15 protein-coding genes are annotated in these 16,305 nt (G+C 44.5%); 6 read left to right on the plus strand and 9 right to left on the minus strand.

All coding sequences use genetic code 11. The annotated features are described in order from the left end of the window. Positions 1-193 precede the first annotated feature (193 nt). From trkA to strainIA91_RS08625, 4 genes are all read left to right on the plus strand, one after another. Complete coding sequence (trkA, locus tag strainIA91_RS08610; protein ID WP_400168252.1) at positions 194-1,504, plus strand: Trk system potassium transporter TrkA; 1,311 nt, start codon at positions 194-196, stop codon at positions 1,502-1,504. A 10-nt stretch (positions 1,505-1,514) separates the two neighbouring features. Beyond that, positions 1,515-2,969: a TrkH family potassium uptake protein gene (locus strainIA91_RS08615; RefSeq protein WP_400166375.1), complete on the plus strand. Its 1,455-nt coding sequence runs from the start codon at positions 1,515-1,517 to the stop codon at positions 2,967-2,969. 154 nt (positions 2,970-3,123) lie between these two features. After that, entirely contained in the window at positions 3,124-3,729 is a 606-nt protein-coding gene (locus strainIA91_RS08620) for a hypothetical protein (RefSeq protein ID WP_400166376.1), read from the plus strand. After that, positions 3,726-4,205: a CYTH domain-containing protein gene (locus strainIA91_RS08625; protein WP_400166377.1), complete on the plus strand. Its 480-nt coding sequence runs from the start codon at positions 3,726-3,728 to the stop codon at positions 4,203-4,205. The genes strainIA91_RS08620 and strainIA91_RS08625 overlap by 4 nt, the downstream gene beginning before the upstream one ends. A 712-nt stretch (positions 4,206-4,917) precedes the next feature. Here the strand turns inward: strainIA91_RS08625 and strainIA91_RS08630 are convergent. Continuing rightward, the gene (locus strainIA91_RS08630; RefSeq protein WP_400166378.1) at positions 4,918-5,670 is read right to left on the minus strand and encodes an SDR family oxidoreductase; all 753 of its coding nucleotides are present in this window, start codon (positions 5,668-5,670) and stop codon (positions 4,918-4,920) included. A 172-nt stretch (positions 5,671-5,842) separates the two neighbouring features. Here strainIA91_RS08630 and strainIA91_RS08635 point away from each other — a divergent pair, with 172 nt between their 5' ends. Together strainIA91_RS08635 and strainIA91_RS08640 are read left to right on the plus strand one after the other, a co-directional pair. After that, on the plus strand, positions 5,843-7,024 hold the full coding sequence (locus strainIA91_RS08635) for a DUF819 domain-containing protein (RefSeq protein WP_400166379.1): 1,182 nt from the start codon (positions 5,843-5,845) through the stop codon (positions 7,022-7,024). A gap of 206 nt (positions 7,025-7,230) precedes the next feature. Beyond that, positions 7,231-8,016 (plus strand): SDR family NAD(P)-dependent oxidoreductase, encoded by a 786-nt coding sequence (locus tag strainIA91_RS08640; protein ID WP_400166380.1) that lies wholly within the window; start codon positions 7,231-7,233, stop codon positions 8,014-8,016. A 1-nt stretch (position 8,017) separates the two neighbouring features. Here strainIA91_RS08640 and strainIA91_RS08645 read toward each other — a convergent pair whose 3' ends face one another. The 8 genes from strainIA91_RS08645 to strainIA91_RS08680 all read right to left on the minus strand — a co-directional run bounded on the left by strainIA91_RS08645 (position 8,018) and on the right by strainIA91_RS08680 (position 16,204). Beyond that, the gene (locus tag strainIA91_RS08645; RefSeq protein WP_400166381.1) at positions 8,018-9,382 is read right to left on the minus strand and encodes an aspartate kinase; all 1,365 of its coding nucleotides are present in this window, start codon (positions 9,380-9,382) and stop codon (positions 8,018-8,020) included. Between the two features lie 82 nt (positions 9,383-9,464). After that, positions 9,465-10,589 (minus strand): SGNH/GDSL hydrolase family protein, encoded by a 1,125-nt coding sequence (locus strainIA91_RS08650; RefSeq protein WP_400166382.1) that lies wholly within the window; start codon positions 10,587-10,589, stop codon positions 9,465-9,467. Positions 10,590-10,658: 69 nt separating this feature from the next. After that, complete coding sequence (locus tag strainIA91_RS08655; protein ID WP_400166383.1) at positions 10,659-10,853, minus strand: DUF2892 domain-containing protein; 195 nt, start codon at positions 10,851-10,853, stop codon at positions 10,659-10,661. A 52-nt stretch (positions 10,854-10,905) separates the two neighbouring features. Beyond that, a complete protein-coding gene (locus strainIA91_RS08660; RefSeq protein ID WP_400166384.1) occupies positions 10,906-11,424 on the minus strand; it encodes a D-alanyl-D-alanine carboxypeptidase family protein in 519 nt (172 codons plus the stop codon). Positions 11,425-11,426: 2 nt separating this feature from the next. Continuing rightward, positions 11,427-11,720 (minus strand): hypothetical protein, encoded by a 294-nt coding sequence (locus strainIA91_RS08665; RefSeq protein ID WP_400166385.1) that lies wholly within the window; start codon positions 11,718-11,720, stop codon positions 11,427-11,429. 112 nt (positions 11,721-11,832) lie between these two features. Next, positions 11,833-12,936: an alkaline phosphatase gene (locus strainIA91_RS08670; protein ID WP_400166386.1), complete on the minus strand. Its 1,104-nt coding sequence runs from the start codon at positions 12,934-12,936 to the stop codon at positions 11,833-11,835. A 128-nt stretch (positions 12,937-13,064) separates the two neighbouring features. Further along, on the minus strand, positions 13,065-13,634 hold the full coding sequence (locus strainIA91_RS08675) for a hypothetical protein (RefSeq protein ID WP_400166387.1): 570 nt from the start codon (positions 13,632-13,634) through the stop codon (positions 13,065-13,067). 23 nt (positions 13,635-13,657) lie between these two features. Further along, entirely contained in the window at positions 13,658-16,204 is a 2,547-nt protein-coding gene (locus tag strainIA91_RS08680; RefSeq protein ID WP_400166388.1) for a family 20 glycosylhydrolase, read from the minus strand. Positions 16,205-16,305: the final 101 nt, after the last annotated feature.

Genomic DNA, 16,305 nt, shown 5'->3' on the forward strand with positions numbered 1-16,305 from the left:
ATTTCCTATTTTCCCAATCTTATTCTATGAAATTAATGACATGTTTTCTAATATTCGATACATGCAAAGAGAGAATATTTCTGAAATAATTGAAAATCCGAAAAGCCGGATTCTGAAACAAAGCACAGTAAGCATCACTGAAAGAGTATAGCATGAAAGTTATTATTGTCGGAGGGGGAATTATTGGAAGCACCTGGCTTCTACTTTAACCCATGAAGGACACGAGGTTTTTTTAATAGAGAAAAATGCCGAAATTGCTAATCAGATAGACGACAAAATTGATGCTAAGACTATTGTTGGTGAAGGGACCAATCCAGAGATATTGAAAGCAGCCCATGTGGAAGAAGCAGATCTGGTTATTGCTGTTACAACTTCCGATGAAACGAATCTGGTCATTGCCTCGTTAGCAGCACTTTATGGTGCAAAACAAAGAATTGCCAGGGTCCGTGACATGGCATTGACGCATGCTCTTCATGAACTGGGTTTATCCAAATTCCATATTAACGAACTGATTAATCCTGAGAATATTGCCTCCCGATCAATTGTCCGGGCTGTTGAATCACCAGGCGCCATCGAAGTGGCTGATTTTGCCCATGGAGAGATATATTTCAGAGCTTTTAATATATCAGAGAACTCTACATTATGTGATCTCAAACTGGACGAACTGGATCATGATAATTTTCCCTGGCCTTTTTTAATTACAGCCATCAAAAGAGGCCGGTCAGTCATTATTCCCAAAGGGAATACCCAGATAAAAGCGGATGACAGGATATATTGCCTATTACTCCCATCCTCAGCAGCAGAATTTCTTACTTTTATTAATCCGGATGTAAAAAAGGTCCGAAAAGTTATCATATACGGAGCGACTTATATTGGACAGCATGTGGCGAAAACCATATCTAAAAGTGTAAAAAAAGTCATACTATTGGAAGAAGACAGCCGAAAAGCCCAGATCGTTGCCGGGCTTTTAAACGACGTTCTGGTTATCTCTGGATCACCTTCTGATGCCACAATACTCCAAGAAGCAGGTATTGAAACAGCAGATGTTTTTATTGCCCTGAGCGACGATGAACATTCGAACCTGATCAGTGCCGTTTTAGCTAAGAAATTGGGGGCACAAACAACCATCATAACAACAAAACACCCGGATTTTATAGCCATTATGGATAACCTGGCCATAGATGTTGTCATCAATCCCCGCTATCTTGCTGCTGATCAAATTACCCGATGGGTTCGTGGCGAGGGGATCACTGCCATGACAAAATTGATGGAAATTGATGCTGAAATCCTTGAACTCATTCCCGAAGAGAATTCACCCATCACCCAAGCACCATTAAAGGATCTGACGTTGCCAAAAGAAACACTCGTCGGCGCAGTTTACAGGAATCACGAGGCAATTCTGGCATCGGGAAAACTCCAAATCAATCCTGGAGAACTTGTTATTGTTTTTTGTCGCAGGTTCAATGAACGTAAACTCAGAAAAATGTTTAAAGCAACAAAATGAATAAAAATCTATGAACCTTAAGCTTGTCCTGAACATTATTTCCCGAATTCTTATCTTTTTTTCCGTTGTACTTCTGGTTCCTTTAGCCTGGGGATTGAGAGATGATCCGGGAAGTTCTGAAGTATGTGCATTTATCTACACCATTCTCATCAGCCTGACTCTATCCCTGATTTTACGGCTTGTCAGCAGATCATCCATGGAACATATTGACACACTTCAAACGAAAGATGGATTATCGGTGGTGGGGTTATCGTGGATCATTTTGTCCCTGCTGGGTGCACTTCCTTTTTATTTTTCCCATGCTATGCCAACTTTTACAGATGCCTATTTTGAAACAGTTAGTGGATTTACTACAACAGGAGCTTCAATTTTAACAGATATTGAAAGGCTGTCCCGTGGACTTCTTTTTTGGAGAAGTATGACTCACTGGCTTGGAGGCATGGGATTAATTGTTTTATATCTGGCAATCCTTCCATTTTTGGGTAGTAATGCCTATCAGCTTTATAAAGCAGAAGCTCCAGGACTGACAGCTGAAAAAATTCAACCCCGGATGAAAGAAACGGCCAAAGTTCTTTGGGGCGTCTACTTTATTTTTACAATTGCCGAAACAGTACTGCTAATGGTTGGGGGGATGACGTTGTTTGACGCATTATGCCACACATTCGGAACCCTGGCCACCGGAGGTTTTTCAACACGAAATGCCAGCATCGGAGCTTTCAGCCCATATATTCAATGGATTGTTATTGTTTTTATGTTTTTATCAGGAATTAATTTCATGCTTCATTACAGTGCACTGAAAGGAAATATCAAAGCCTATTTTAGAAATGAGGAATTCCGGTATTTTGTTGGAATTATTATCGTCACTTCTCTTTTATTTACGATCATACTATCCCGCAACAGTCCTTTGGAGTCTCCATTCAGACATGCGGTTTTTCAAGTGGTTTCTATTATGACAACTACTGGTTTCGTCACAACCGATTTTGATCTATGGCCCTATGCACTACGATATATTCTCATTTTACTCATGTTTATCGGGGCCTCAGGTGGTTCTACCGGCGGTGGAATGAAAGTCGTTCGAATTGTCTCTTCCATTAAAATTGTCATAAGCTATATTCACAGGGCAATCTATCCAAATGCTGTCATCCCGGTCCGTTTCAATAAAAAGCCCCTCTCTTCCAACTTGATTGCAGCCATAGTTGTATACTTTATCATTTATATCCTCTTATTTACCTTCGGGACATTATTGATCACATTCACTGAAAGGTGTGATCTGGTAACGGCTTTTTCTGCTTCCATTGCCTCCCTCAGCAATATTGGTCCAGGACTTGGAAAGGTGGGAGCTACACAAAACTATCAATGGATGAGTATCTCCGGTAAATGGATTCTTTCTTTTCTCATGCTGGCAGGCCGGTTGGAACTTTATTCAATATTGATTTTATTTATTCCGGCAACCTGGAAAAAATAAATTGCTTTAAGAATAACCACTGTCTCTTTGATTTAAAAGATCATAAAATTCCAAAAGGTTTGAACAGTAATAATTCATTTGCCATAATATTGATTATTTTGCATTTTTACACGCCATGAGACATCAACCTCTTTTTTAAAAGACAGGTACGACAATGAAGCATCCACTTCCCCGGTGGGAATGGCGGGTTTTCGACAAGGATCTGTCATCCCTTGAAAAACCGCCTGCTTTCCATGAACCGGAATCTGTTCAGAAAAGCACTGATATGTATTTTGTATCCCTGGCAAGTGAAGATAACATTAAAATCCGTCATCACACACTGGATATCAAACGGTTACTTCAAACCAACAAGCATGGATTTGAACAGTGGACACCCATTCTGAAAGAAGTTTTTCCCATCCCAAAAGAGACAACGGATGCTGTATGGAAAGGGTTATCGGTTTCCTTTGAAGCGCCAGCAACTTTTCCCTTATCCCTGAATCATTTCCTGAATACTTTGAAAAAGGATGCTCATATTGCATCCATAACAGTAGAAAAAGAGCGGAACCGGTACACGATTGACGGATGCATGGGAGAATACTCACAGATATGGGTGAATGGATCACGTTATGAAACCATCGCCCTGGAACATCCTGATGACAGCCACTTATACCTAACGCTTCAATCCCTGGGCTGGGAGTCACGGTCAAACATGAATTATATTTATTTTTTAAAATCGATTTTGAATAAACACAATAAATCCGGAGAAGACCCATTATGAGTGTTGAAATAGAGCGGAAATTTCTGGTAAAGGGCAATGCATGGCGTGGAAAGGCCGAAGGTATATTTTATCGGCAGGGTTATTTATCCCTGAAGAAGGAACATGTGGTTCGTATCCGTGCCGTAGGAGAAAAAGCATACCTGACCGTCAAAAGCACATCCAAAGGGGCATCCCGTGTGGAATTTGAATACCCCATCCCCTTAGAGGATGCCGAATATATGCTGAATCATCTCTGTGAAAAACCTTTGATCGAAAAAAAGCGGTACACCTTTGAATCGGGCGGCATGACCTGGGAGGTGGATGAATTTTTTCATGAGAATGCCGGCTTGATTCTGGCGGAAGTGGAATTATCTTCAGAGGATCAATCTATAGAACTTCCTTCGTGGATCGGTAAGGAAGTCACCGGGGACAGCCGCTTTTATAATTCCAACTTAATTCGAAAGCCATATAGCAAATGGACTAATTATAGTCGTTAGTCGTCAGTCGACAGTCGTTAGTCGTCAGTCGCCAGTCGGCAGTCGACAGTGACGAGGGGATTGGGGGATTGAATAGATTGGTATCTTTTTTCTTAAATGAACGGGGATATAAGAGAGATGGAATATATGATTTCGTTTAGGTAGCGCCCCCCACCCCGGGGGTAAGATACATTGAATGAGTGGAGAGTGGAGAGTGGAGAGTGGAGAGTCGTAGGGGCAGGACGTGTCCTGCCTCTGAGTTGGAGTGTTGAGTTTTGAGTGTATGTTTTTAGAAAATTGCAGATTTTGAAATTTAGATTTTCTGACTTTTATTCATTGGATGATATTGCAATCAATTGCTCCAAAGGCTATAAGTGAATCAAGACATATGATTTCGCTTAGGTGACGCCCCCCACCCCGAGGGTAAGATACACCGAAATGCGACATAAGGCAAGATAATATTGTTATTCGTATATATGATTAGCCGAATTTGTCAACCTATTGTAGGCCGGGATCAATTCTCATGGTTATGTCTATTTCTATGCTGTTAAGCGCCTTCAGTGTACCACGATTCAAATATATCAGTGCGTCCGATATTCAAGGGAATTGAGAAAAAAGTATCGCTGATTAAAAACGATTCATCTTTCACGACACCTAACTCATCATTCATCATTCAATTCATCATTCAATTCATCATTCAATTCATCATTCATCATTCTTCATTCTTCATTCTTCATATCCCCCAAACCGCTCCGCCATCCACCAAAATATCGGTGCCAGTGATATAGGAGGCCGCATCGGAGCAAAGAAAGGCGCCGACACGTCCTAATTCCGCCGGATCGGCAAAGCGTTTCAAGGCTGTTCGTTCTATCCATTCTTTTCGTAATTCAGGATTGTCTGAGAGGGCTTTCAGGCGGTCTGTTTCAACAAATCCAGGGAGAAGATTATTGATGGCAATTTTATAGGGACCCAATTCACGGCAGAGTGTTTTGGTCATGGACGTCAGTCCGCTTCGGATCACATTGCTGATCACCAGATCCGGAATGGGTTGTTTGGCACTCATGCTGGTCACCACCAGTATCCGTCCCCCATTTTTATTTTGTTTCATCTTTTCCGCTGCCCAGCGGATGCCGCGAATTGCAGAAAATAGTGTAGAATCCAACCCTTCTTGCCAGGCATGATCATCCACCTGTTCAAACGTCCCTTTTGCCGGACCTCCACAATTGACTACAAGGATATCCAATCCTTTTAATTGTTTAAATACCCAGTCCAGAGCAGATGTATAATCAGTGGATACATCCACCTGAAAACCCATGGTATCCCCTTTTTTCATGAGCTTCCTCTCTGCCGCATGAATATGTTGCAAATCCCGGCTTCCGATGGCTACATAAGCCCCTTCTTCCACCAATGCCTCTGCAATGGCATAACCGATCCCTTTTGTCCCTGCCAGAACAATTGCTTTCTTGTTTTCAAGATGAAGATCCATGGATACTCCCGCATTTTTTTAACTTGTTTATTATTATGATTTCTGCTGATTTATTGTAGACTTTTTTTCATCCATTTCAAACACATTTCCATCCTCTTGGTTATCCGGCTGAGAGATGTTAAATTTCCCCGGCAGTTTTGAAACCGGACAGCTTAAAGAGTAAGGATATTCCATGCAGAATGTATTGATTAACCATCCATTTGGGATACTTGCAGTTTTGCTTGTGGTTCCCGCCATTATTTTTTCTGTTCAGGATCATACACGCTGGGGACGTAAACTGTTTAATGTGGTTCCTCCGCTTGTCTTTGCCTATTTTCTTCCCACTTTTTTATCATCTGTCGGAGTCATTCCCACCACGGCTCCCATTTACGGCTCCATTAAAACCTTTGTTCTTCCAGCCAGTCTTTTACTATTAACGCTGGCAGTAGATATCAAGGGGATTCTTAGGCTTGGACCCAAAGCTTTGATCATGTTTCTGTCGGGTACCCTGGGAATTGTCATTGGCGGCCCCATCAGTCTGTGGATTTTCAAGGATCAGTTACCCCCCGAAATCTGGAAAGGAATGGCAGCCCTGGCCGGGAGTTGGATCGGTGGAGGTGCCAATTTCATTGCCATCGGCCAATCTGTGAAAGCCACATCTACCATGCTGGCCATGATGGTGGTGGTGGATGTGCTGGTCGCCAACATCTGGACAGGAATCCTTTTATATCTGGCAGGAGAAAGCGACAAAATTGACCGCTGGCTTGGAGCAGATAATACCGCCATCACTGAATTGAAAAACAAAATTGTCAATTTTCAAAAATCCGTTGCCCGGACTCCCACAACTACTGATTATATGATTATGCTGGCATTATCCTTCGGATGTGCCTGGGCAGCCTACAAGGTGGGAAATATCCTGCCGGAGATTGGAAACATTATCTCCCATTCCACCTGGAAAGTTATCATCATTACAACCTTAGGGGTGACTTTCTCTTTTACGGCCATCAAACGTTTTGAAGGTGTGGGGGCTTCCAAACTGGGAACTGTGATGCTTTATCTGCTGATTGGAGTAATAGGAGCCAATGCGGATCTTCGGGAAGTTGTAAAATATCCTTATCTCTTTGCAATGGGTCTTACCTGGATTTTATTTCATGTTGTTATACTGCTGGGTGCCATGAGACTCACCCGTTCACCTCTCTTTTTCATGGCTGTGGGATCCCAGGCAAATGTTGGAGGTGCGGCCAGCGCACCCATTGTGGCTTCCGCCTTTCACCCGGCCCTGGCATCCGTGGGTGTGATGCTGGGAATCGCAGGATATGTCCTCGGAACCTATGCTGCACTGATATGTGCCAGTCTGCTCCAATGGGTCTATTAACGCTCATTATTATAACATTCCTGTTTTTGGCATTGCTGTTTGGTTTGATGCTATTAAACCCTTTTATTCGTCAAAAAGGAGATCATGCCAAAAAGGAACAATCCTTTGGAACCCTGTGGCGGCGTTCCAAAAAATAGAAATAGAACGCCTTAGTCGTAACGCCGGACTTTTTAATGGATCATACACCAAAAGATAAAGGATACCCCATGAAAAGGGAAAAAACTGTTTTGATCACGGGAGCTTCCTATGGGATAGGTAAAGCCCTGGCCGGAGAATTCATCCGTGACGGATATCATTTGGTTTTAACAGCACGTTCTGAGGATAAACTGACAGAGGTCCGGTCTGAACTTCTTGAAAAATATCCCCAACGATCCATCCACCTGTTTCCCATGGATTTATCCCTTCCAAATGCCCCGGCCATGCTGGCAAAACAACTGGAGAATCAGCATCTAAATGTTGATGTCCTTGTCAATAATGCGGGGTACGGTCTTCTTGAAAAGTTCCATACCTCCGATATAAACCGCATTTTGAATATGATCAGCCTGAATGTGAATAACCTTGTACATCTTACAGCCTTGCTCACACCGGCCATGACGGCTCAAAAATCCGGTGGGATTTTGAATGTCGCCTCCATCGCCGCGTATGTACCGGGGCCCAACATGGCCGTTTATTATGCAACCAAAGCCTTTGTTCTCTCTTTTTCTGAGGCATTGCATGAAGAATTGAAATCTTATGGAATCACTGTGACCTGTCTGGCCCCCGGCCCTACCAAAACCAGGTTTGGGGAGGTATCCGGCATGGAAGCCTCTCTGATTTTCCAGATGGGTGCCCAAAATGCCAATGAAGTTGCCCAAAAAGCATATCAGGGTTTTAAGAAGGGTAAAGCTGTTGTGGTACCGGGGTTTAAAAATAAACTGACGATATTATTTTCACGTATTTTTCCCCGTACCTGGGTACGCAAAGTGGTTCATAAAATTCAGAAGATCGGATAGTTCAGGGAAAAAACTCTTTGTGGATCGTTTGAACGGCTTCATCCCGGACCGTCTTATCCACAATAAAGTAGGCTGCCACAGGAGACGCACCGACAGAAATGATGCGGATATTTATTTGCTTCCGGCTCACAGCCCCGAATATCCGGGCTGCCACACCGGGCGTTTCAAGGATTCCCTGTCCCACAACAGCAATTAACGACAGATTATCCAGAATATTCAGATGACTCACGACACCCGGTAAAACATCACTGCTTACTTTCCGGGCAGTTTCCAGATCCTGGAGAGAAAGAAGGATATTGATGGAGGTCTGGGCTGTGATCACGGATTTAATATTGATTCCGGCCTTATCCAGGGCCTGGGTTACGATGGCCAGAATCCCGGCCTTCATGCCTACCCCGGGACCTTCGAGCTGAAGAATCCCAAAGTCATCAGAAAAGGTAACACTTTTAATCACATCCTCATGGATCCGGCTTTCATTGCTGATGATTGTGCAGGGTTCCTGATGCTGAACAAACGTGGATATATCAAAGATTCTTATGGGAATACCGGTTTCAATCAGGGGTTCCACCGTCCGGGGATGGAGGATTTTTGCACCAAAGTACGCCAATTCTGCTGCTTCGGTATAGGTAAGCCGTTCCAGGTTCCGGGGTGACCGGACTATCTTGGGATCACCACTCATAAAACCATTGACATCTTTCCAGATATCCAGGGAATCTGCCTGAATACAACGGGCAATGGCAGCTGCGGAATAATCACTGCCTCCCCGTCCCAACAGGGTCACTTTTCCCTCCGGAGAGATCCCATAAAAACCGGGGATCACTGTGATTGTATCAAACGTAATCTTTTCCGATATATTGGAAGCTGCATAATCCACACCGGCATTTCCCGAATTTCCCACTGTGATAAGTCCCAATTCTTCAGGCCTTTTTTCTACAGCCTTAAATCCCTTTTCATTGAGGATTTCCGTAAGCATGAGAGAGCTGAATCGTTCACCGTAACTGAGGATCAATTCCTCTGTCTGGCGGGGAATGTCTCCTATATAGTGAATGCCCAGCAGGAATCGCTCCAGTTCCAGAACCAGTGCATTAATTTTTTGTAAGATGCGCTCCCGGGATGGAGCATGGTGGATATTTTTCAGCAGTGTATCCTGTTTCAGGCGACGGATAAATTCCACACCGGCTTTTACTGAATCCTGATCATAGCGAACTTTCCAGATCAGTTCCTGAAGGTAATTGGTCATTCCATAAAAGGCACTGATGACAATGACAACCGGCTGTTGATAGGATTCCACAATCTTTAAAATCCGGCCCGGGTCTTCATCTGTTCGTAAATTGGAACCGCCGAACTTTACCACAATTTTCTTCATAAAACTCCCTGTACATAAGGGTTGAATTTACTGGCGTCCAGATTAAAATCAAACCATGAGGTGCAAGAAACAAAAAAGATCTTTATTTTATTTTTTTTCGTATGGACGTGTAAAGATTATCCGCGTGCCGTTTCATCCCAAGATCTGTCAAATGCACACCATCCACCGTTCCCTCATCGTCATCAAACCGGATTCTTTTGGAGGACATAAAGGTTACATCCCGGATGCCGGTCTTTTTGCACATTTCCCGAACTTTCACATAAGCCTTGTCTTTTATAGCCAGGGCATCACCCGTTTTCCGGTTATCGTCTTCGTGTCCGTAAGAAATATTGGGAATCACCAGGAGAGGCACATTGGACTGCGAACGGAAACGGCGGATAAAATCCGTCAGTTTCTGTTCCACATCTTCAGCCGATACATTGGGCAGTGCATCGATAACCAAAAGAGAAGCGGGCAGTGTCGCCAGATAATCCGCCATTTCAGGGTCCAGTCTGCCATTCCCTGAAAAACCGAAATTCAGCACTTCGTGATGAAGGCGTCGGGAAAGAATGGCAGGATAAGCCATACCCGGCCGGCTGGCACAGCCTCCCTGGGTAATAGAAGTTCCATAGATAATGACAGGTTTAGACTGTTCATCAAAAAGAGAGGTTTTCTCCAGGATATATTCTTCCGGAACACCGACAAACAGTGAATCAATGCCGTCATAAAGGGGCAGAAAAAGGGCATAGGGTCTTAAGCCGCCGGTCCAGTTTTCCAACAGAGTCGTGTTATGACTCAGAGTATCCTTTTCCCACCATTTTGCTGTTCCCACATAGTTCCAGTCTTCCCGGACAGGATCCACGGCATACAAATCCAGTCCCTGAACACCGGTCAGGGGCATGTGAGGCAGTTGTGTTCCATGAAGGACCGACCACCGGATACGAATTTCCGGTGAAGCTGTTTGAAAAGCGATGATCAAACCGCTGGAATGACTTCCAAGGCGTGCCAGTTCCGGCCGGATAGCCCGTCCCAAAGAATCGGGAATTCGGGCAAACCCGGTTATGGTTCCATCGTCAGCCTGCCCGTAACGGGTCAGTGATTCGGCATTTCTCCAGACCCATGACGAATCACCGGCTAAAAGTATGGTTGCCAGGAGGAGGGTGATAAGAATTCTTCCCGGGCTGAAGACCGGGGTTGGTTCTTTCTTTCTGTTTCCCCGACTCTTCATCTCATTCCCCGCACTGAAGTCCGGGGCTGATTTTCTCTTCCAATATCCCCTTCTCCCCGTCTCTCCCTCTTATTCCTCAACTTCTTCTTTACGGGTGCTAACTTTAAGGAGTGAATAAAGTGGACACCATTTCATCAGTCCGGTTAAAAAGGGAATGGCACCAATGGCTCCCCACCATGAATTGTAAAGAATACCTGCAATAATAATGATACCACCTAACAAAATCCGGATCACCCGATCAGTCTTTCCGACATTTGCTTTCATGGGATCTCTCCTGTTTATGATTTGCTTTTCATGAAATCTAAGCAATTCTATCCTATAGGACAAAGTACCAATGCCAGGGTTCGTAGATAAAGCCTTCGGAGTTTCTTTCAGGATAGGACATGATAAAACCGAATTCCTGTGCACGGATGGTCAGCCATTGAAAGGCAGGTGTTTGATCAAAAGCCTTTTCAGGCACGATAAAACCGGGAGTACAAATATCCAGGGCCCGGCCGGTGTGGTGCTGGCTATATCCCGGAGGGGCATTGGCTGTCATAATGTCATCCAGGGTACGTCCTGCTTCCAGTTTCATGCGTATGATTGCTGCTTGCGTGTGGATGCTCCTGAATCCGGACAAGGGGAGGAGTTCGATATTCTCATCCAGGGCAGCTTTTTTCATTTTTTTCCACGCCTTTGCTGTATCAGGTTCCAAATAGATCGTTTTTCCATAAGGATTCAAGCCGATTTTTACCAAAATCTTTGCTTCTTCATAAAAGGGTAATCCCCTTTTTTCTCCGTAATCTTCCGGGAGCCCGAGATCTTGGAGAATATGAAACAGTACCTCTGAATCCATGATTACATCCGATCAGTCCGGTTTTTCCGCCGGCTGAGACTCAATCCGCCAAATCCCCCTAAAATGCCCAGATAAAAGCCAAAATCATACCACCATCCCGTATTCATGGGTTCATACAGTTGAATTTTCGGGACAAACCATTGAATAATAAGGGATAAGGGAGCCAGCCAGCCATGCCAGATCCCCCAGAAAAAACCGGCTGGTCTGGCGGGGCTATAGGATCCGTTTCCCGGAATGCATGAGGAAAAGGCAATCAGGATCACCAACAATAAAGATATCCAAACTATTTTCTTCATATTCTTTTCTCCAATTTTATGAAATATAGAACAACTCTGGGATTCATTCCACTAAAGTTAGAACAAGGTTACATGGATCATCACTCAGAAATGATATCTTCTCAACCTGAAATCAATCCCACAGCTGAAACATTTTTTTCCCGATATCGGTATTGTCCTGCATACCCCCGAAAAGTTTAGCCGAAGGACCAAAACTAAATACTGGAACCATGACCGCGGAATGTCCCTTGGTGGCAAAATCATATCCCACGAGTTCATGTTCTTCAAAATCGCCGCTTAATACAGCCATTCCTCCTGTTTCGTGATCGGCAGTCACAATCACCAGCGTATTTTTATCTTCCTCGGCAAAATCCAGAACTGCTCCAACAGCATCATCGAAGGCCAGCATTTCATCCCGGATATATTCCATATCATTTGCGTGTCCGCCCCAGTCTATCTGGGAGCCTTCCACCATCAGAAAAAATCCTTTATTGTTGTTGGACAGGATATCCAGAGCCTTGCGGGTCATCATTTCCAGGGTGATTTCAAAACCTTCAGATGCTTTCGGAAAATAGTTGGTCCGTTCCAGCATTGCTGCTGCCCGTCTATCTCCCAAGGCGTTGAATTCTTCCGGTGTGAGGGCGACCTGCATTTTACTTTTCAGCATCTCCAATGGAATTTTATCATCGGTGCGCAAACTCCCTTCAACATTTTGGGGAACGAAATATCCCCAACCGGCACCAAAAAGGACATCCCATGAACCTTCGGCAATTTGCTCGGCGATCACATCCTGCATCCCCCGGCTTTTAACATGTGAAATAAAAACAGCCGGTGTGGCATGGGTAATTCCTGTCGTGGCTACGACACCCGCACTTTTTCCCAATTCTTTTGCCCTTTCAGCAATGGTAGGATACACCTCTCCTTGCGGGGACATGGAAATAACCCCATTATCGGTTTTATTACCTGTGGCAAAAGCTGTTCCACTGGCAGCGGAATCGGTTTTAAAACGGTTTTTGGAATACGTTGTGATCAACCCCATCATGCCAAAGCGTTCCAGATGCATGGGGTGACGGTAAATCCGACCGGTTGTAACCTGCGTGACTCCCATCCCGTCCCCTATCATAAGAATTATGTTCCGGGGTTGTTTATTGACGGTATCACGGGTCACCAGCAGAAGAATCACCAGGAGGATTAGTATACCGATAATGGCCAACTGGGAAATGTCTTTTTTTCTCATGTTATATCCTGTTTTTACAAGAGGGAAATTTACTTTATTATGTCTTGACAAAAAAGTATTGAACGCATGTTTAAAATAAATTCATCCGGGCATAACCTATTCTTCACATACTTCTCCGATGCCATTCTTTAATTCAGAAAAACTGTTAATTGTTGTGAATCCAGTCCGACAGGTACGATGTACCGGATTTTTTTACCGGGGACATCATAGATTTCCAGGATAGGTGCGGCTGGGATATCATGATCCTTCAGATATTTGTTAATGGCGGGATAGGCTTTCATCACACCAAAGATGACGGATGCCTTTCCACGATAGGGAAATTCGGCAACAATGGCATCCGTGTGGGGGAATTCAGCGATTTTACATCCACAGGTCAGAGCTTGAGGATCGGTGTCAGAAGGCAGAATGCAACCACCGATGCTCCTCAGGCTGTCAGTATCTACATCTCCCGGTTTGTCATAGTATAGGCCAAAACCCTGTGTTGTAAAAAGTCCATCCTTTTCATTCAATGCATCAAACACACGGTCCATCACAATATGAATATCCCGATAGTCACCTTGATGAACCTCATAGGCAAGGGTAAATGGACCCGCTTTGGAGCGTGTGATATTTACCTGGCTGAATCCTCCATAAAACCAGGTATACAGTAATCCAAAAAGGATTAAAACAAGAAGGGGCCAGACAATCCAGCGAATCATGTGATCTCCTTTTTACCTTAAGATTATCGGCTGCGGCGCCTGTTGTCGGGTGTAAAGGCTGCCATTTTCACCTTACCCTTCACGGGGACCGGTTTGGAATAGACCGGAGAATTTACATCGGGATCAGAACCATCCAATGTATAACGTAGGATCAGTCCTGGAAACCGGATATTAGCATACAGGGTATCCTTTTCAACAATCCATCCGGGAAGGGGGATTCGATACCGTACATTCCAGGCATCCAGGCGAGGTAGTTCATGATGACCCGCTTTATGAACAAAAACAGTCCAGTCTACACGACGGGCTTCCACATTTTTCTGAAGCTCCCATTCAGGCATTTGGGCCCAGGCCCGTTCCGCCAGCCCCAAAAGTTTTGGGAAAACCATATATTCAAATTTACTCATGTCCCGCAGATTTTCAGCCCACAGACATCCCTGAAGACCCAGGATATTATCTCGTCCCTCCGAACTCAGTGGTTGAAAATTTTCATAGCGGGTCAGGTCGATTTTTTCACCATAGAGATTTTTTTCGGCACAATTCCGGATATCGTAAGGAGTAAATTCCCAGGCATTCCGGGTATCCACAAAGGCACCCCAATAGAGTCCACGCTCATCAGGATCCTTATTATATGCCATATCCAGATAGAAATTGGTCACATTGGCCAACACCACCGGAAATCCTTCATTGGCCAGTCGGTAACTCAGATCTTCGGCACCCCATCCCCACACACTGTTCCAGATATAGGAGATGAGCTTTCTGTCTTTCATCTTCAAATCCGGTACCCGTTTATTCTCTTCAATTTTGCTGGCAATTTCCTCCCATCCGGCAGTTCTGATACCTTTTTCTTTAAGCATTTCATGAAGCCGAATCACAAAATAGCGGGATAAATCATCGGCTTTTTCATATTCCGGATGTTCCTGAAGAAATTTTTGGCACCTGGGGGATCCATTCCAGGATCCATGGGGCACCTCGTCACCGCCGATATGGATCACCTGTAATGGTGCACCGGCTTCCTCATGCATGGCTATCAGTTCATCAAAAACCTTTTCACAAAAGCGGTATGTAGATTCCATACAGACATTAACAACATTATTTCTCCATTTCTGGACAGATTCCACCTCCAACGTGTCGTCAGGGTCTATAAGGTAGTATTCCATGGCGGCAACAGAGTCTCCCTGAGCCATCAGGCGGTCGTAACGGACTATCATAGATTGGACGGCTGCATGGGAGTGCCCCGGCAGATCAATTTCGGGGATAACCCTGATATGGTGGTTTTTTGCAAATTTCAGAAGTTCAATATACTCCTCCCGGGAATAAAACCCGTTGCCGTTTGACATGGGATCATCGGCATATGGACCGCTGCCCAATGAGGGGAATAAGTGTTCCTTTTCATCATAGGTATGTCCCCGGAAAGCACCAATTTCCGTCAGCTCCGGCAAACCGGGAATTTCAATCCGCCACCCTTCATCATCCGACAGATGAAAGTGGAGGGTATTCAGTTTATAAAAGGACATCATTTCCAGGAATTTTTTCATTTCTTTCAGGCTTCGGAAACTCCGGGCCACATCCACATGTATGCCCCGGTATCCAAAACGGGGCTGATCCGAGATCATTAAACCCTGAAGGGTTATTGCAGAGACAGCTTCTTTTTCCGCCTGCGGAGGAAAAAGTCCACGAAATGTCTGAATGCCGTAAAACACTCCGGCAGCATCAGATCCGGATATTTTTATTTCATGATCCGATGTCCAGGTCAGCATATAGGATTCCGGCCCGGCTGTTTCAGGTGTCAGGCTCAACATGATTTGGGTTCCTTTTGCCCTGGGATCCACCGGATGGTAAATCTTTTCCAGTACAGCTTCAAGACAGGCTTTTTCATTTTCCAATCCCTGCTCTGCCAACACGGTGACGGGGCCGGTTAAGGTGACAAGGGAATCCTGCCAGAGAATTTCATCGGGGGATGGTGTGATCAGGGGTTTGTAAGGATCAATCGGGTCAACCTCCGGGAGGATTTGCCGATTGTTCCGATGATAACGGATCCGGTGATTTTCAACCGGCAGTTTATCGTAAGAGGTCCGTTGAATCTTTGAAGTATCAATAGGTTCATAATTGATATCAACAGGCAGGTACTCTTCATGACCGTCAGGATACGTAAAAACAAAGTAATTGCCCGTGGGCAGATCGGTATATGTGACCACCCAGTGACTTGCTGCAATCGGCAAAACCACTTTACCGCCCGGTGGAATGGGGGCAAATGAGGATTTGGGTTCCAGCATATAGAAATCTCCGTTTATGTGACGGCCGGTGATCACATCCGGTAAATCATCCACCACCAGGCGTCTGAAACGGTTGAAATACAAGGCCCAGCCATCCCGGGGCAAGGGCACCTGAGAGTGATTGTGAATGGTTAATAGTCCCAGATGCATCATTTTTCCTTTGTACTGATTCTCCACATGTTTCCAGCTAAGGGATAAAGAATCAGGAAATACTTTTGTTTCTTGTATCATCTCTTTTTCCGTACATCCAAATATTAAAGGCAGGATAAACATCCATATGATCCATTGTTTTTTCATCTCATCCTCACATATTTATGCTTCAACTGACGATAAAAAATTAAAAGAAAAGTCCGTTAGTTCAAAGACAAGTTAACCAATTTCATCCTCCCGGCTTTAAA

The sequence above is a fragment of the Candidatus Neomarinimicrobiota bacterium genome (assembly GCA_041154365.1).
Lineage (GTDB): Bacteria > Fidelibacterota > Fidelibacteria > Fidelibacterales > Fidelibacteraceae > Fidelibacter > Fidelibacter multiformis.